Source organism: Fictibacillus sp. NPDC058756 (assembly GCF_042746035.1).
Lineage (GTDB): Bacteria > Bacillota > Bacilli > Bacillales > Fictibacillaceae > Fictibacillus.
In genome coordinates this window covers 23,778-40,893 of record NZ_JBHYPU010000001.1, presented here as the reverse complement: position 1 = coordinate 40,893, position 17,116 = coordinate 23,778, and the positions used below count along the sequence as shown (strand labels likewise).

Below are 17,116 nucleotides of genomic sequence, written 5' to 3'. Positions count from 1 at the left end.
GATGATTACTCCTGGTCAGGATTTCTTAGGTAATACCCCACTCCGCGTCTAGTAATGATCCATAAAGGGTGACTCGGATTATCTTCCACTTTTTCACGCAAACGTCGAACCGTAACGTCGACAGTACGGACATCACCGAAATAATCGTAACCCCATACTGTCTGCAGCAAGTGTTCACGTGTCATTACTTGTCCGATATGTTTAGCTAAATAATGAAGCAGTTCAAACTCCCGGTGTGTCAGTTCTATCGTTTCTCCGCGCTTTGTAACAATATAAGCGTCAGGATGAATCGTAAGAGAACCAATGGTAATTTCGTTGTTCTCATCTACCTCGCGCTCAGATTCCTGCTGGTGGCGGCGCAGATTGGCTTTAACACGCGCAATCAGCTCGCGTGTACTGAATGGCTTCGTCACATAATCGTCTGCACCTAGCTCAAGCCCAAGCACTTTATCTATTTCCGAATCTTTTGCAGTCAGCATAATGATCGGCATATCGTATTTTTTGCGTATCTCACGGCATACTTCCATACCATCTTTTAATGGAAGCATGATATCGAGCAGAATCATGTCTGGCTTCTCTTTTTCAACCTTTTCCAGCGCATTGATGCCATCGTATGCACACATAACCGTGAAGCCTTCTTTTTCAAGATTAAACTGCAGGATATCTGCAATCGGTTTTTCATCATCCACAACGAGAATTTTCTTATCCATGGGAACGCTCCTTTTTTCGGAAACTCTATTTTAATGAAAGCTTGAATGAATTTTGAATGTTAGTATTGTATAAATTGCTGTATCTCTACTATTTTATCATAAGTGAAACTTTCTCCATAATACCGGGAAAACCTTTAAATTCAAATAAGAAAAACCTCCCAGGAAAAAAATCTTTCCCAGGAGGCACTGCACCTATTTTACAGATAGTCTTCAGGATTCTGCAGCACTCCGTTTTTATATACTTCAAAGTGCAGATGAACACCAGTTGACTGGCCTGTCGATCCCATAACACCGATTTTAGAACCTTTTTGCACAACATCCCCGGTTGATACAGAAAATGAGCTTAAATGTGCATAGATCGTTCTCATCCCATTATTATGGTTGATGATAATTTTGTTGCCGTAATCCCCATCCCATCCTGCAAACGCAACGGTTCCGTTATCTGCTGCAAGGATAGAACGATTCGATGGACGGGCAATATCCATTCCTTTATGCTGGCGTCCCCAGCGTGAGCCCATATGACTGGAGATGTAACCCCCAACAGCTGGCCACGATAGGCTGCCTGTCCCTTTAGAAGGGATTACTTTCGTTCCGATTTTCTGAATCTCTGTTACAGGCGCTTTCACTTGTTCTTGGTTCAAAATATCTTTTTGGATCGTTTTTCCGTTCGTTTTTCTAACGGTATACGTAATATCCTCTAATCCTTTTTGACCTTTTTGAACGGTTTTGATTTCGCCTTTTTCAAGCGTATTATCATCTTGTTTTTCAATTTTAAAAGGTATCTCATTTTGAGTCCTGCTTGCTTCATAAACGAGAACTTCTGTAAAAGGTTTCTTCTCTGTAACCGTTACTTTCTCTCCAATACGGATAACAGGAGCTAATACAAAACGCGGATTTAACGTAAAAAATTGATCCATTGTCAGATGATACTTTTCCGTAATGGATTCTACCGTTTCGCCTTCTTGTATGGTGTGTTCCTTTTTTTGAAGCGTACCTTCCTTGATGCGAGTAATCGCTTCATCAACTGAAACCAATTCACTTAAAGAGGTTTGAGCTTTTCTAACTAAAATAGGCGATGAAAAGTCTATGTCTACTACTTTACTTTCACCTAGCTGTAATTCAGGAATTTCAACGTCCTTATTTTCAGCTTTGTTTTTTTCAATCGCATCAAGTTCCTCTTTTGAAACATGCTCCAGCTTCATTTTTAACAGGATATCTTCCGCTTCTTTCTCACTGGATACATAAGCTACAGTTTGTCCATCTATTACGAGACGGTAAGCTTCTAATGAAACTGACAGCGTTTTCGATAACGCTTCTCTTACAGCTTCATTATCAAACTGCGGTCTAAACATCTTTTCTGGCTTAAGTTCAATAGATTCATTTAATGTAAAAGCAAAATCACCTTTTTTGCCTTTTGCATTTTGAATATATTGTTCTACAGCGCGATCGACGACGCTTTTTTCACGAACTGTCCCGATTTTCTTCCCATCTACATAGACATGAAAGACTGTCTTGATTAATTGGTTATCATCATGGTGTGCATATGTTACCGATGAATTCATCGTAAAAGTTGTTAGTAATAAGATAACCGCCACAAGAAATGGCACTGTCTTTTTTATAAATCTTTCAGTGGTTTTTCGATTTTGCACCCTTCTAGTTCCCCCTAAAGATCCTCTGCTATATCTCAGCTAAGTCTATTGTCCTATGACAAAATTCTCTTTAATCCCTTTTGTATCCTATCATATTAAAATTCCATTTGTCAGATTTTCTCGGATTTTGTAATGCAACTGTAAAAAACCGGATGTTTCAGGAAGGGGGAAACCGGGTAAATAATTTGATTTAAAGGCTATTTATAAAAAGTTTGTTGCTTTCGACTCATTTCTTCATTGACTCGTTGATTGGAGTGCAAGGTGCGAGACTCCTGGGGGATCAGCGGGACAGGTGAGACTCCTATCGGCGCAACGCACAGGAGGCTCACCGCACGCCCCCCGGAAAGCGAGCATCCTGGAACGGAGATCAACTACTTTCAAAAACAACAATGAATATGAAAACTGCCAATTAAAAAAAGAGCAATAGTGCTTTTCTCCTATTGCTCTTAATTATTTTATTCCCTTAACATGAGCCGTTCTTTAATATCATCCTTTTGTACATATACAACTAGCAGACTGATTGGAATGAGGATAAGAGTTTCAAGCCATTGCTTTTCTAACAGCCAATAAAAAAATGGGGCAAGTGCAAATGCAAAAAGACCAGCTACTGTAAGACTTCTTTTAATGGAATAGAACAGCAGGAACGCAGCTCCCACCAGTACGGCAGACAGCCAATTAAAAACCAGCAATCCCCCTATAAACGAAGCTACTCCTTTTCCTCCTTTAAACCTAAGGAATATTGGATAAAGGTGTCCTATAATTACTGCTAAAAATCCAAGCAACTGAATATAGGGTGGAAAACCTAATTCAATTCCTGCCCAAACTACCGCAGCTGCTTTAAGAATGTCACCGGCTAATGTTAGTACGAATCCAGCTGGTCCAAGAACACGCCCAGCATTTCTTGCACCAATGTTACCGCTGCCCATCACTCTTAGATCGTGGCCCCTTAACACTTTCGCTACAAGGAATCCTGTCATCAAACCACCGACAAGGTAACTTGCGATTAAATACAACACCCATTGAAATTCCATTTTGTATAATCATCTGCCTTCCTCATCCCAGTTTGATAACAATATATTCGAAGCAAAACGTGTATAACCCTGTTGGTAAAAGAAAAAGTCCTGTTTCATTTGTATGCTTTCAAAACAAGCTTTAGTATATAAAAAAAGCATGCCTCTAAAGGCATGCCGCATGTTTTAGGATATAAAGTAAAATGGTGGCTCGAGACGGAATCGAACCGCCGACACGAGGATTTTCAGTCCTCTGCTCTACCGACTGAGCTATCGAGCCAAAAAATTTCAAAACCAAAAATTTTTGGTCTTATTTAATTTGTGTCTCTTCCTCTACACGTTTCTCTTGGAAGTGTATCCGTCGAGACAACTCGCAGCTAAATCGTGCTGTAACGCTCGTAGCTACCGAGCCAAAAAATTACCAAAGAAAAAATGGCGGACCCGACCGGGGTCGAACCGGCGATCTCCTGCGTGACAGGCAGGCATGTTAACCACTACACCACGAGTCCATTTGAAGCTGAAGAATATTTATATAAAAAATGGTGACCCGTACGGGATTCGAACCCGTGTTACCGCCGTGAAAGGGCGGTGTCTTAACCGCTTGACCAACGGGCCACTTTTTGAAAAAAAGTGGTGAGCCATGAAGGACTCGAACCTTCGACCCTCTGATTAAAAGTCAGATGCTCTACCGACTGAGCTAATGGCTCGTGCTAATTTTTGTCCTCGGTACCCTGTCTCTTCCTCTAAAAGCGAAGTATGTAAGTGTATCCGTCGAGACAACTCGCAGATCAATCACGTTGTAACGCTCGTGACTGAGCTGCTAAAAAAGAACGATGTCGTTTTTTCACGACAAGAGTTACTTTATCACGATATTGAGGGTTTGACAATATGTTTTTGTTTTATTTTTCATAAAAACTTTTTAACTTGCTGTCGAAAACCTTGTTTATTGAAAATAACGTGGAATTAATTTTCTGTGTGCTTCCCATATAACCATTCGCTCGGTTTGTCTTCTTCACACAAACACTAACAAGAGAAAAAAAGTCTATAAAACAGAAAAAGAAGCTCCTTGCGAACAAGGAGCCTCGATTAATTATTATTTTTAAGCAAACACGCCTCTAACCATGTTTGTTTGTGCACGGTCAGGCCCAACTGAGAAGATGGATAGCGGAATACCTGTTACTTGTGAGATGCGTTCTACATAATGACGTGCATTTTCAGGAAGTTCACCAAGATCTTTTACGCCTGTAATGTCTTCCGTCCAGCCTGGCAATTCTTCAAATACAGGCTCACATTCTGCAAGTACTTTAAGGCTAGCCGGGAACTCATATGTTAATTCGCCTTTGTACTTGTAAGCAACACAGATTTTCAATGTTTCAATACCTGTTAAAACGTCGATTGAGTTTAGAGAAAGATCTGTAATACCTGAAACACGGCGAGCATGTCGTACTACAACAGCGTCAAACCAGCCAACACGGCGCGGACGTCCAGTTGTCGTACCGTACTCACGTCCAACTTCACGGATTTGATTTCCGATTTCATCATGAAGTTCGGTTGGGAACGGGCCATCACCGACACGTGTTGTGTAAGCTTTTGAAACACCTACAACGTGGTTGATCTTAGATGGACCAACACCAGAACCGATTGTAACTCCGCCTGCGATCGGATTTGAAGATGTTACGAAAGGATATGTTCCTTGGTCGATATCAAGCATAACGCCTTGCGCGCCTTCAAATAGAACGCGGCGGCCGTCATCTAGTGCATCGTTTAATACAACTGATGTATCCACAACATACTTTTCGATCTGCTGGCCGTATTCAAAGTACTCGTCCAGGATTTCTTCTTTCGTAAAGCCTTCTGATTCATAAATGCGCTCAAACAAGCGGTTCTTTTCAGCTAAATTGCGCTCAAGCTTTTCTTCAAATACTTCACGGTCTAAAAGGTCTGCGATACGAATTCCGATACGCGCTGCTTTATCCATATAAGCAGGGCCGATACCTTTTTTCGTTGTACCGATCTTGTTAGCACCCTTGCTTTCTTCTTCTAAAATATCTTGGCGAAGATGATAAGGAAGGATAACATGAGCACGGTTTGAGATACGAAGGTTATCTGTACTTACTCCGTGGCTGTGAAGATATGCAAGCTCTTCAAGAACAGCTTTTGGATCAACAACCATACCGTTTCCGATTACACAGATTTTGTCCTTATAAAAGATTCCAGATGGAATTAAGTGAAGCTTATATTTTTTACCTTCAAATACAATTGTATGCCCAGCGTTGTTTCCGCCTTGATATCTTGCTACTACTTCTGCTTTTTCTGAGAGATAATCGGTAATCTTACCTTTTCCTTCATCTCCCCATTGTGTTCCCACTACTACTACTGATGACATGGTTGCACCTCCATCAAATTAACGACTGGCGATATATATCGCCTAATCTTGAAAACCATGCTTAGTTTAGCAATAACTTTCGCGAAAGTCAACGAAAAACACGAACATTAAATCAATAATTAATATATTTGTTCGTAAAATTTTTACATTCCCATAGTCAAAAGATTAAAAACTCAAACGTATTCTGTAGTATTCACCTTGTTTAGGAGGTATCATTCTTTGTTTATTGAAAAATTAATGGTTGCTTATATGGATAACGCAGCTAACCACATATACTATTTAGATAAAAATGAACAAGTCATTCTTCTTGATGCGATTGAACCAGGAGGATTGCCTAATCTCGAGTTTTTAGATGCTGATGAACCAGAACGTTTTATTGAGATCCCAAAAGTGATGAACGTTGAGTCTTTTAGCTGGATGGTCGAATTTGAAAATCAAAATCAGCATAATGAATTATTGCATGCACTTAATGAAAATAACCCGTTTGAACGATTTAATGAAACAATCGCGCAACTTAACTTAACGGACAAATGGCATGCCTTTCAAAAAGAAAAAGTGAAAAGCCGCATCGAAAGTTGGCTATCCGAAAAGCAGATTACAGAATTGGAAAAGCAGCTGGACTAAAATCCAGCTGCTTTCTTTATGCGCCTGGCGGAATGGCACTTTCATCGTGCCGCCGGTCCAGGTTAACGAATTTATTATATTCTTTTACGAATGCCAACTCTACTGTTCCAGTAGGACCATTACGCTGCTTCGCAATAATGATTTCGATGATGTTCTTGCTCTCTGATTCTTTATCATAATAATCATCACGATACAGGAAGGCTACGATATCGGCATCCTGCTCGATGGAACCTGATTCACGAATATCAGACATCATGGGACGCTTATCCTGACGGGATTCAACACCACGTGATAGCTGAGACAAGGCAATAACAGGCACTTCCAGCTCACGCGCAAGTGCTTTTAGTGAACGGGAAATTTCAGAAACTTCCTGCTGGCGGTTCTCACCGGATTTCCCGCTTCCCATAATAAGCTGCAAGTAATCAATAAGAATCATGCCTAAGCCTTTTTCCTGCTTCAAGCGGCGGCATTTCGCACGAATGTCATTGATTCTGATCCCCGGTGTATCGTCGATATAGATGCCGGCAGCTGAAAGACTTCCCATCGCCATCGTAAGCTTCTGCCAGTCCTCCGGAATCAGTGCACCTGTACGCAGACGCTGTGCATCAATATTTCCTTCCGCACAAAGCATACGCATGACAAGCTGCTCAGCCCCCATCTCAAGACTGAATATCGCAACGTTTTCTTCCGTTTTGGTAGCAACGTTTTGAGCAATGTTCAAGGCGAAAGCGGTTTTACCAACTGAAGGACGTGCTGCTACGATAATCAGATCGTTTCTCTGAAAACCAGCGGTCATCCTGTCCAAATCATTAAAGCCTGTTGGAACCCCAGTGATATCCCCTTTACGATTATGAAGAGCTTCGATGTTGTCATAAGCATGTACTAAAACATCTTTAATCTGTGTAAACGCGCTCGTATTTTTTCGGTTCGCAACCTCTAGAATGGATTTCTCCGCTTCATTCAAGATCGCTTCTACTTCTTCTTCACGGGCATAACTGTTTGCTGTAATGTCAGTAGCAGTTCGAATCAAACGGCGCAGCAGTGACTTCTCTTCTACAATTTTGCTGTAATATTCAATGTTTGCCGCAGTTGGAGCACTGTCGGCAAGTTCTGTTAAAAAGGATAAGCCGCCTACTTCATCCAGCTGATTATTATCGGAAAGCTCAGAAGTTACGGTGATGAGGTCAACGGGTTCTCCTTTTGCGTTTAAGTCCAGCATGACACGATATATTCTTTGATGTGTGGCTCGGTAGAAATCTTCCGGCAGCAAAATTTCTGAAGCGGTAATCAAAGCTTCAGGCTCCAAAAAGATAGCACCAAGCACCGCCTGTTCCGCTTCAATATTCTGCGGCGGAATGCGGTCGGCAAATAAATCACTCACTCTATTTTCCTCCTCTCCTCTTTTTTCTCTATAAAATTGTTGCTTTCTGGTCTTTTTATGATCTTCATCTGCAAGTTGATTGGAGCGCAAGGATGCGAGACTCCTGGGGGACGAGTGTGACAGGTGAGACTCCTAAAGGCGCAGAGCGCCAGGAGGCTCATCGCACGCCCCCCGGAAAGCGAGCAACCTGGAGCGGAAATCAACCACTTTCAAAGGCAACAAAGGAAAACAACCTTTTTATAAACACCGAAAAAACCGGGGAAGCCCGGCTTTTTTTATTCTTCTGTTACGTGTACTTTAACCGTTCCTGTTACTTGCGAATGAATTTTAATAGGTACATCCGTGTATCCCAGTGATTTAATCGGATCAGCTAGCTCGATTTTACGCTTATCGATTTTAATGCCTTGTTCTTTTAATCCGTCAGCAATCTGTTTGCTTGTGACAGAACCAAATACTCGGCCGCCTTCACCCGTTTTTGTTTTAATGGTAATGGTCATTTCAGCGAGCTTTGCTTTAAGTGCTTCAGCTTCTTCCAGCTGTGCCTGCTGCTTTTTCTCTTCGCTCTTCTGCTGCCCTTGAAGTGCTGCCATCGCACCTGCCGTTGCTTCTGAAGCTAAGTTTTTAGGAAAAAGAAAATTGCGTGCGTACCCCTCAGAAACGTTCTTTACTTCCCCTTTTTTACCTTTACCTTTTACATCTTGAAGAAAAATTACTTTCATTCCTCTTCTCCCCCTTCAATATACTCATCAATGATCTGCTTTAAATGTCTTTCAGCTTCGTCAATCGTGCTGTTTTCGATCTGGCATGCGGCATTTGTCAGATGCCCTCCGCCTTCTAATCGTTCCATGATCATCTGCACGTTGATATCCCCAAGTGAGCGTGCACTGATGCTTACTTTCCCATCAATGCGGTTTGAAATAACAAAGGACGCCTGAATGCCGTTCATCGCTAATAAAATATCTGCTGCTTGAGCGATAACTACCTGATTATAAGCATCCTCAGGTGTACTTTTTGCGATTACAATACCTTTTTTATAAACTTCAGCGCTCTCAATGAGCTTCGAGCGTCTTGTGTACGTATTTAAATCTTCTTTTAAAAACTTTTGTACGAGAATTGTATCGGCTCCGTGCGCCCTTAAATAAGAAGCAGCATCAAACGTACGAGAACCGGTTCTAAGCGTAAAACTCTTCGTATCTACAATAATCCCTGCAAGAAGGGCTGTCGCCTCAAGCATGCGCATTTTCAGCCTCTTAGGCTGATATTCTAAAAGCTCTGTTACAAGCTCAGCCGTTGAGGAAGCATAAGGCTCCATGTAAACAAGTACAGGGTCTTTAATAAACTCTTCACCTCGGCGGTGATGGTCGATAACAACAACATGATCGAGCTTGGTTAACAGTTTTTCTTCAATAACCATCGATGGTTTGTGTGTATCGACTACAACAAGAAGCGTATCTCGTGTAGCAATATCCAGTGCCTCTTCAGGCGTGATAAAGAACTTCCAGACGGATTCCGTTTCTTTGATCTCATCCATCAGGCGCTGAACACCAATATCGATATCTGATTGATCCAGAACAACATAACCGTCTTTCCCGTTGACTTGAGCCACTTTTAAAATACCGATAGCAGACCCGATAGAATCCATATCCGGGTTCTTATGCCCCATGATCATCACTTTATCGCTGTCAGCTACTAGTTCGCTAAGCGCATGTGAAATAACCCTAGCACGTACACGAGTCCGTTTTTCCACAGGATTCGTTTTGCCTCCATAGAAACGCACTTTTCCGTTCGTCTGCTTGATGGCAACCTGGTCGCCTCCGCGCCCAAGAGCAAGATCAAGACTCGATTGGGAAAGCTGCCCAAGTTCTGGCAGCGAAGAAGTTCCGGCTGCAACACCGATACTCAACGTAAGAGAAACATTCTGCTTTGCCGTTGATTCTCTTACCTCATCTAGAACGCTAAACTTATTCTTTTCTAATTCATATAAAATGCGCTGGTTAAAAACAGCTAAAAAACGCTCTGAAGACGTTCGTTTAAGGAAGATGCCATTGTCGTTCGCCCATGCATTCAAAACAGATGTTACTTTTGAATTGATCGTCGAACGGAATTGATCGTCCAGCCCTTGTGTGACTTCATCATAGTTATCTAGATAGATAATCGCCATAACCGTTTGCTCTTCATCATATAGACGCTCAAGATCAAGCTGCTCGGTTACGTCAAAAAAGTACAGAAGCCGGTCTTCCTTCTTGAAATTCACTTGAAATTTATGTGTATTAATCTTAATAACTTCTTCCTTAGCATCACTTTTCAAATAAGGAATAAGCTCTTCTGAAACATGGTTTAGAGAATGCCCGATAAAGGATTCCTCTTCAATCAGTGCTCCCATATATGGGTTCGCCCACTCAATCTTGAAATCCTCATCATACAAAATAATCCCGATCGGCATTTCCATCAGCGCTTCTTCGCCCACTTTCTTTAAGCGATGCGAAAGCGTAGAAATATAGTCACCTAGTTCCTCCTGAAAACTTGCTTCGGCTTTCATGGCATAATAAAATAAGCCGCCTAATAGCACGAAGCCTGCCATTCCGATCATCCATTGAAAATATGTGATGATGCTGACCAGCACAACAGAAGTAACAAATAAGGCGATGACGGGATAACCATGCCACCGTTTTAACAAAAACTTTGGCATATTTTCAGCTCCTAATGTTTTGGTTTCAACCGTTTTTTAATCATAAAACCTAAATCAATTATACCTAAGAATTTCACGACTTCCAGAGGAATTGGCAGGAAAGAGTTCAGCAAAAATAATAGTATAATCAACAATATGATTCTTTTTCTCTTCCAATTCTTTATCCAGGCATAATAAAAAATCACTGTGAAACCTTGTATGATTAGTACAAACGATAATATCATATACAAATTTATCGTTACAATATATAAAGCAGTACCTTTGTCAGGCGTACTGAATGTTAAAACAATCGCTACAATATAATACCACAAAAATGATTTTGGCAGGTTCCACTCTCTAAATGGAGGAAACGAAGGGATATCGTACCGGAGCCTTTTCATCAGCATTCTTGCGGCGAGATGTGTTAAAAAGGCAAGAATGACTGCTCCTCCTATAATATAAGTAGGCAGCATCATCGGAATCAATTCCACTTGTTCTTTAAACTTTTCAATTTGTGAAGGATCTTGTCCGCTCGATCTATAAAACTCTTCTGCAGTCCCTATGGCAGTTTGAAACTGAGCCTCTAATTCTTTAACAAAGTTGATCCCCATCAAAACTTGTGCGATTACAATTGTACCCAGCATGTTTAATAGGTTCGCTAAACTGGCACCAAGCAGAACAGCAAAAGCAGATTTTTTTCTTCTATAAAGTTCTCCCATCACAATTCCGGTCAATCCAGAAAAGAGGGTAATAATTATACCGTTCGGCCCCCCGAATGCCAGGGATACCCCAAATGTTACTGCCCAAAGAAGCAATCCCGCTTTCAGGTTGTGCCTGTAGAGATAGATAATAAAAGGCAGCGGCAGAATAAACAAAGAGAAAATACTAAAAAACGGTATGTACATACTCATTAAAAAAAGAAGAGTGTAAATGCCTGATACGACAGCACCCTCAACCAACACTTTAGTATTGCGCATGATTCACCTCATAAAATTCTTCATATGCTTTAATTGTAGTAACATAACCGCAGTAATTCAACTTTAACGATAATTCTAGCATAGACGTACTTTATTAGATGTAAACAAAAAGTGACATTGTACACGTTTATAAAAGAAAAAAACAGCTATAAGCTGTTTTTTGGGGTAATTATACTACTTCCTCTGGCCATCCGCCCCATACGTGTGAAGCATGCCCATCTGGGTCTCTTACGATAAAGTTATAACCCCCGTCAGGCTTAAATGTCATTTCTTCTGTTTCGATTCCCTGACTTTGAAGTTCTTTATAAAATGTGTGGATATCATTAATCTCAAACGTAAGGACTGCTTGCCGCTCGCCTTTTTTATTCATAAAATCAAAGCTTGGAATTTCCTCGCATTCGATCAAGCCAACAGCGACGTTATCACGGTACATCATATAAGCTGCACCGTCTGCAGGGTTATAAGGAAAAGAAAACTCCATCCCGAAAATATTTTTATAAAATTCAGCAGATCGAACAGGATCTTTTACCGGTAATTGAAGATACGGAATTTGAAAAGGCGTTGCTTTCGTTTTTTGCATCCATAAACGCTCCCTTATACATATTATTCCGTTAACTCTTCTCGAAAACCATACATGTATCCTTCAAAAAGCAAAAAAGAAGCAGCGAGAAATCTCGCTGCTCCTTTTATTTGATCTTATTCAGATACATATGGTAACAAAGCCATGTAACGCGAGCGTTTGATCGCACGAGTCAATTGACGTTGATATTTAGCAGATGTACCAGTTACACGACGAGGAAGAATCTTACCGCGTTCAGAAATGAAACGCTTCAAAAGATCAGTGTCCTTGTAGTCGATGTAAGTGATCTTGTTTACAGTGAAGAAACAAACCTTACGACGCTTTTGGCGTCCACCACGACGTCCAGCCATTGATGGTCCCCTCCTTTAATTTTTATTTTTTATATATTCCGATTCATAGTTTACGTTAGTTGTTTAGAATGGCAGATCGTCATCAGAAATGTCGATCGGTGTGCCATCATTTGCAAACGGGTCATCGTTGAAGTTATTACGTTTTGGGTTCTGCTGCTGTTGCTGCTGTCCTCCAAATCCGTTGTCACTTCCATAGCTGCGGTTCTGATTTTGCTGCCCAAATCCGCGGTCATTTGATGGTCCACCAAAGTTGTTGCCGCCTTGATATTGCTGACCGCCAGCATTAGCATTTTTCGGTTCAAGGAACTGAACGCTTTCTGCCATAACTTCAGTAACATACACTCTTTGACCCTGCTGGTTCTCGTAAGAACGAGTCTGCAAACGTCCATCCACTCCGGCAAGAGAACCTTTTTTAAGGAAATTCGCCACGTTTTCAGCGGGCTTTCGCCAAACGACACAGTTAATAAAATCTGCTTCACGCTCACCCTGCTGATTCGAAAAAGGCCGATTTACAGCAAGTGTGAAATTAGCTACTGCCACACCGTTTGGAGTGTACTTTAATTCTGGGTCTTTCGTTAAACGTCCCACCAGTACTACACGATTTAGCATTCAGAACCACTCCTTAAAGGATTAATTTCTTTCGTCTACGATTGTCATGAAACGAAGAACATCTTCGTTGATTTTCATAAGACGGTCAAATTCATTAATCGCTTCGTTTGGAGCTACAACGTCTAATAGTGTGTAGTATCCATCGCGGAAGTCATTGATTTCGTAAGCTAAACGCTTTTTACCCATTTCCTTTTCGTTCGCGATTTCCGCACCGTTATCAGTAAGGATGCTTTTCGCACGCTCTTTCGTTGCTTTAAGAGCTTCCTCTTCAATATTCGGACGGACGATGTACATGATTTCGTACTTTTTCATTCCGTTCACCTCCTTTTGGTCTAAGCGGCCCAAAACATTCATTCCGGGCAAGGAGAAAATCATCAAAAACAATATTTGTTGACAATTAACTCACAATAAAGAATTATATCAAAACATGTTGCATAAAACAAGCTTACTTTGAAATAAAGCATAAAAAAGAGAAAAAGCGACTGCTTTTCCTCCGTTTTTCACTGTATTGTTTTGACAGGATTAGTGCTTTTAAATTGGTTCTTATAAAAAACTTCGTTGAGTTGATTAGAGCGGAAGGTGCGAGACTCCTGCGGGATCAGCGGGACAGGTGAGACTTCTAATGGCGCAAAGCGCCAAGAAGGCTCACCGCACGCCCCGCGGAAAGGGAGCACCTGGAGCGGAAATCAACACTTTCTAAAGCCTTTTTTATTAAACATTAAAACGGAAATGAACAACATCTCCATCTTTCATCTCGTATTCTTTACCTTCTAGACGAACTTTCCCTTTTTCTTTAGCAGCCGCCATGTTGCCTGCATCCATAAGATCGTCATAAGCTACAACCTCTGCACGGATAAATCCTCTTTCAAAGTCAGTATGGATGATTCCTGCACATGCAGGAGCTTTCATTCCTTTACGGAACGTCCAGGCACGAACTTCCTGTACACCCGCTGTAAAGTAAGTTGCTAATCCTAATAGTGAATAAGAAGCTCGAATCAGCTTATCAAGACCCGCTTCTTCAATACCAAGCTCACCTAGGAATGCCATCTTTTCATCCCCATCAAGCTCAGCGATCTCTTCTTCAACTTTTGCACAGATTACAATAACTTCCGCATTTTCACGAGCAGCATATTCTTTTACCGCTTCAACGTGCTCATTTGTTCCTTCAAGAAGCTCATCTTCACTAACGTTTGCGACATATAGGATCGGCTTCATTGTAAGCAAGTGCATCGCATGAACAATCTTTTTCTCTTCAGGTGTTAAGTCCACACTTCTTGCAGGAAGCTCTTGCATTAGTGCTTCTTTAATTTTTGATAGAACAGCAAATTCAGCTACCGCTTCTTTGTCCTTCGATTTTGCTAATTTCTCAACACGTGCAATGCGCTTATCGATAGACTCTAAATCAGCAAAGATTAACTCAAGGTTGATTACTTCAATATCATCGATCGGATTTACTTTTCCGTGAACGTGTGTGATGTTTTCATCATCAAAACAGCGAACAACCTGTAAAATTGCATCTGTTTGGCGGATATGGGATAAGAATTTGTTTCCAAGTCCTTCCCCTTTACTTGCCCCTTTTACGATACCTGCGATATCGGTAAATTCAAAAGTTGTCGGAACAACTTTTTTAGGCTGTACAAGTTCCGTTAGCTTTTGAAGTCTGTGATCCGGTACTTCTACGATCCCTACGTTAGGGTCGATCGTACAGAAAGGATAGTTGGCAGATTCCGCACCTGCCTGAGTAATAGCGTTAAACAATGTTGATTTACCAACGTTCGGTAAACCAACGATTCCAGTTGTAAGAGCCACTGTTATTTCACTCCTCTGTTTTATATGAAGCTCGGGAAGCCGAGACTTTTCAGTTAAAAAAATATCCTTCCCAATTATAGGTTTTATCACTTTAAAAAACAAGAAGAACCGGGTTGCAATACCCGGTTCTGTAAATCCTTCCAGATTCGCTGCAGCTGAGCATCGATTAAATGGAACGTGTTTCCGCTCGCCATTTTTATACCTTTGCATCCATCTCCAGGAAAAGTTGATGTGGGATTAAAAAATGCAACGGCTGATCTTAGCATTGTTTCACGTGAAACATCTGTTGCTGTCACCTTCAAAAAGTGGATCAAGATCTTGAAATTCATCGGTGAAATACTCTTTAAAACGATGATTCCTTCCAGCCGTTTTCAAAAATGGTTTTATTGATCCCCTGGGGATGCTAGCACTTTCTTTATTTTCTTTGCAAATTCGGATCTAGGCAGCATTACACTGTGCTGACAACCCATACACTTAATCCGGATATCTGCACCCATGCGAATAACCTTCCATCGATTCGTTCCACATGGGTGCTGTTTCTTCATTTCCACTTCATCATGAAGGTGAAATTCTTTTTGCTGCATTGTCAGCCCTCCATTTTGTTCTTATTTTCTTTCGAATTTGCCTCTTTATGATACGTGACCATTTTCGGATATGGAATTTCGATACCCGCTTTTTCAAGTTCGAGTTTCAATGTTTTTCTAAGCTCTCTTGCTATCTTAAAATGAGTCATCGGAAGCACTTCAGACGTTACACGAATGACCACTTCAGAAGCCCCGAGCATTTGTACGCCAAGTACTTCAGGATCTTTCACCATTTCAGGATAATCAGGTTTTACTCTTTTAACGACATCTTCAATGATTCTTTGTGCTTTATCGATATCTTCTTCATACGCAATGCTTAAATCGACTACTGCAATGCTGTTATGAACGGAAAAGTTCGTCACTTCTGTGATAGACGAATTCGGCAGGATATGCAATTCTCCTGTCCAGCTTTTAATTTTTGTTGTCCGAAGGCCGATTTCTTCAACCGTTCCTTCAAAACTAGCAATCCGTACCGTATCCCCAACAGAAAACTGATCTTCAAAAATGATGAAAAATCCTGTAATGATATCTCTTACGAGGTTTTGAGCACCAAAACCGATTGCCAGCCCTAAGACTCCTGCTCCTGCCAGTATGCCTCTAACATCCATGAATTCACTTAATATGGCTAAGATGGCTATAAAATAAATCACATAAGTAGCTACGTTATTTAAGAGCCTGAATAATGTGTTTTCTCTTTTTTCACTAAGCCGTAAAGGTGATTTTAATCTCACCTTAAAAATATTAGCGATTGCAGCTTTAATGATGTATTTAAAGATGACTGCAATAACGATGATTGCTGCAATTTTCAGTCCGGTAGCACCAATCCCAGCCCACCAATCTTTATCTGAAAATATAGTAACGGCTTGTTCTGCTGTTTTAGGTAAATCTGTACCTGCCAATGAAGTCCCATCCTCTCATTGATTATGAAATTATTTAATCAGCTTTTACATAGAATTACAATGTCATTCATAGAAAAGCGTATGAAAAATTTATTCGGTTACGAGCATAGCTTAAACGGGTATAGTCCTTAAACAAAAGTCTGATTATTCTATTCTACCATGTATAGGAAAAGGAATTCTTCCGTATACTAAGTAGTACCATAATAAAGGAGAGGATGTCATGTTCCTCAAACGGAAGCTAGGACTAGGGAAACCCATTCAATATAAATTGCACCACGAAGAAAAGGAAGCCACACTAAGAATCACAGAACAAATTTTACCTATGCTTCCGGAATCGAGCCGCCAGCCAGCCGTTATCGTATGCATTGGTACAGACAGATCAACAGGCGACGCGCTTGGCCCCCTCGTTGGCACTAAGCTTCACAATAAAGATACTTTTCCGTTTCATGTATACGGAACACTTGATGACCCCGTTCATGCCGTGAATCTCGAAGAAAAACTAAAAATGATTGAAGCTGAACATCCAGGAGCATTTATCATTGGAATTGATGCTTGTCTGGGACGGTTAAATCATGTTGGGATGGTTTCCATTAATGAAGGTCCTGTCAAACCCGGAGCAGGAGTGAACAAACAGCTTCCGCCTGTAGGAGATATGCATATAACCGGAATTGTAAACGTGAGCGGTTTTATGGAATATTTCGTTCTGCAGAATACCAGACTCAGCATTGTAATGAAAATGGCTGATTTAATTGCAGATTCGCTTCACATGGCTTGCCTGAGAAAAAAGATTCAGCAAAAAAACATGATGCACCAAACAGAATCTCGTTCGCAAGACATTTATAAAATTCAATAAGAAACAAAGCCGCTCATATCGATTGAT

Annotated in this window: 18 protein-coding genes and 4 tRNA genes; 3 read left to right on the top strand and 19 right to left on the bottom strand. The window is 40.9% G+C overall.

Annotation, left to right across the window (positions count from 1 at the left end; translation table 11 throughout):
* Positions 1-5 precede the first annotated feature (5 nt).
* The 8 genes from yycF to ACFW35_RS00185 all read right to left on the bottom strand — a co-directional run bounded on the left by yycF (position 6) and on the right by ACFW35_RS00185 (position 5,755).
* Complete coding sequence (yycF, locus tag ACFW35_RS00220) at positions 6-710, bottom strand: response regulator YycF (protein WP_077360970.1); 705 nt, start codon at positions 708-710, stop codon at positions 6-8.
* Between the two features lie 197 nt (positions 711-907).
* Positions 908-2,359 (bottom strand): peptidoglycan DD-metalloendopeptidase family protein, encoded by a 1,452-nt coding sequence (locus ACFW35_RS00215; protein ID WP_379842900.1) that lies wholly within the window; start codon positions 2,357-2,359, stop codon positions 908-910.
* 455 nt (positions 2,360-2,814) lie between these two features.
* Entirely contained in the window at positions 2,815-3,390 is a 576-nt protein-coding gene (locus ACFW35_RS00210; RefSeq protein ID WP_379842898.1) for a glycerol-3-phosphate acyltransferase, read from the bottom strand.
* Between the two features lie 183 nt (positions 3,391-3,573).
* Positions 3,574-3,649: transfer RNA gene (locus tag ACFW35_RS00205), tRNA-Phe, on the bottom strand.
* A 153-nt stretch (positions 3,650-3,802) separates the two neighbouring features.
* Positions 3,803-3,878: transfer RNA gene (locus ACFW35_RS00200), tRNA-Asp, on the bottom strand.
* A 31-nt stretch (positions 3,879-3,909) separates the two neighbouring features.
* Positions 3,910-3,984, bottom strand: a tRNA-Glu gene (locus ACFW35_RS00195).
* Between the two features lie 16 nt (positions 3,985-4,000).
* A tRNA-Lys gene (locus tag ACFW35_RS00190) sits at positions 4,001-4,076 on the bottom strand.
* A gap of 392 nt (positions 4,077-4,468) precedes the next feature.
* Positions 4,469-5,755, bottom strand: coding sequence for an adenylosuccinate synthase (locus ACFW35_RS00185; protein WP_379836926.1), 1,287 nt, complete (start codon positions 5,753-5,755; stop codon positions 4,469-4,471).
* 219 nt (positions 5,756-5,974) lie between these two features.
* Here ACFW35_RS00185 and ACFW35_RS00180 point away from each other — a divergent pair, with 219 nt between their 5' ends.
* A complete protein-coding gene (locus ACFW35_RS00180) occupies positions 5,975-6,379 on the top strand; it encodes a UPF0158 family protein (RefSeq protein ID WP_379842896.1) in 405 nt (134 codons plus the stop codon).
* Positions 6,380-6,395: 16 nt separating this feature from the next.
* Here the strand turns inward: ACFW35_RS00180 and dnaB are convergent, their stop codons facing one another.
* The 9 genes from dnaB to ychF form a co-directional block, all read right to left on the bottom strand.
* Complete coding sequence (dnaB, locus tag ACFW35_RS00175) at positions 6,396-7,760, bottom strand: replicative DNA helicase (protein WP_066294385.1); 1,365 nt, start codon at positions 7,758-7,760, stop codon at positions 6,396-6,398.
* A gap of 275 nt (positions 7,761-8,035) precedes the next feature.
* Entirely contained in the window at positions 8,036-8,479 is a 444-nt protein-coding gene (gene rplI / locus ACFW35_RS00170; RefSeq protein WP_226536831.1) for a 50S ribosomal protein L9, read from the bottom strand.
* Positions 8,476-10,449, bottom strand: a complete 1,974-nt coding sequence (locus tag ACFW35_RS00165; RefSeq protein WP_379842894.1) for a DHH family phosphoesterase — start codon at positions 10,447-10,449, stop codon at positions 8,476-8,478. The genes rplI and ACFW35_RS00165 overlap by 4 nt, the downstream gene beginning before the upstream one ends.
* Positions 10,450-10,460: 11 nt before the next feature.
* Positions 10,461-11,405, bottom strand: a complete 945-nt coding sequence (locus tag ACFW35_RS00160) for a YybS family protein (RefSeq protein ID WP_379842893.1) — start codon at positions 11,403-11,405, stop codon at positions 10,461-10,463.
* 169 nt (positions 11,406-11,574) lie between these two features.
* Positions 11,575-11,985 (bottom strand): VOC family protein, encoded by a 411-nt coding sequence (locus tag ACFW35_RS00155; RefSeq protein ID WP_379842891.1) that lies wholly within the window; start codon positions 11,983-11,985, stop codon positions 11,575-11,577.
* A 116-nt stretch (positions 11,986-12,101) separates the two neighbouring features.
* Positions 12,102-12,335: a 30S ribosomal protein S18 gene (gene rpsR / locus ACFW35_RS00150; RefSeq protein WP_066294401.1), complete on the bottom strand. Its 234-nt coding sequence runs from the start codon at positions 12,333-12,335 to the stop codon at positions 12,102-12,104.
* Between the two features lie 63 nt (positions 12,336-12,398).
* Positions 12,399-12,944: a single-stranded DNA-binding protein gene (gene ssb / locus ACFW35_RS00145; RefSeq protein ID WP_379836936.1), complete on the bottom strand. Its 546-nt coding sequence runs from the start codon at positions 12,942-12,944 to the stop codon at positions 12,399-12,401.
* Between the two features lie 21 nt (positions 12,945-12,965).
* Positions 12,966-13,256 (bottom strand): 30S ribosomal protein S6, encoded by a 291-nt coding sequence (gene rpsF / locus ACFW35_RS00140; protein ID WP_066294406.1) that lies wholly within the window; start codon positions 13,254-13,256, stop codon positions 12,966-12,968.
* Positions 13,257-13,655: 399 nt separating this feature from the next.
* Positions 13,656-14,753, bottom strand: coding sequence for a redox-regulated ATPase YchF (gene ychF / locus ACFW35_RS00135; protein ID WP_379842889.1), 1,098 nt, complete (start codon positions 14,751-14,753; stop codon positions 13,656-13,658).
* Between the two features lie 231 nt (positions 14,754-14,984).
* Here ychF and ACFW35_RS00130 point away from each other — a divergent pair, with 231 nt between their 5' ends.
* Complete coding sequence (locus ACFW35_RS00130; RefSeq protein ID WP_379842888.1) at positions 14,985-15,143, top strand: hypothetical protein; 159 nt, start codon at positions 14,985-14,987, stop codon at positions 15,141-15,143.
* On the opposite strand, the gene ACFW35_RS00125 is transcribed toward ACFW35_RS00130, so the two are convergent.
* Both ACFW35_RS00125 and ACFW35_RS00120 read right to left on the bottom strand, forming a co-directional pair.
* Positions 15,137-15,337 carry a DUF951 domain-containing protein gene (locus ACFW35_RS00125; protein ID WP_379836938.1) on the bottom strand — a complete coding sequence of 67 codons (201 nt, stop codon included), beginning with the start codon at positions 15,335-15,337 and terminating at the stop codon, positions 15,137-15,139. The genes ACFW35_RS00130 and ACFW35_RS00125 overlap by 7 nt on opposite strands.
* Positions 15,338-15,339: 2 nt before the next feature.
* Positions 15,340-16,236: a mechanosensitive ion channel family protein gene (locus ACFW35_RS00120; RefSeq protein WP_379842886.1), complete on the bottom strand. Its 897-nt coding sequence runs from the start codon at positions 16,234-16,236 to the stop codon at positions 15,340-15,342.
* Between the two features lie 220 nt (positions 16,237-16,456).
* Between ACFW35_RS00120 and yyaC the strand changes: the two genes are divergently transcribed.
* A complete protein-coding gene (gene yyaC, locus ACFW35_RS00115; RefSeq protein WP_379842884.1) occupies positions 16,457-17,089 on the top strand; it encodes a spore protease YyaC in 633 nt (210 codons plus the stop codon).
* The last annotated feature ends 27 nt before the right edge of the window (positions 17,090-17,116 follow it).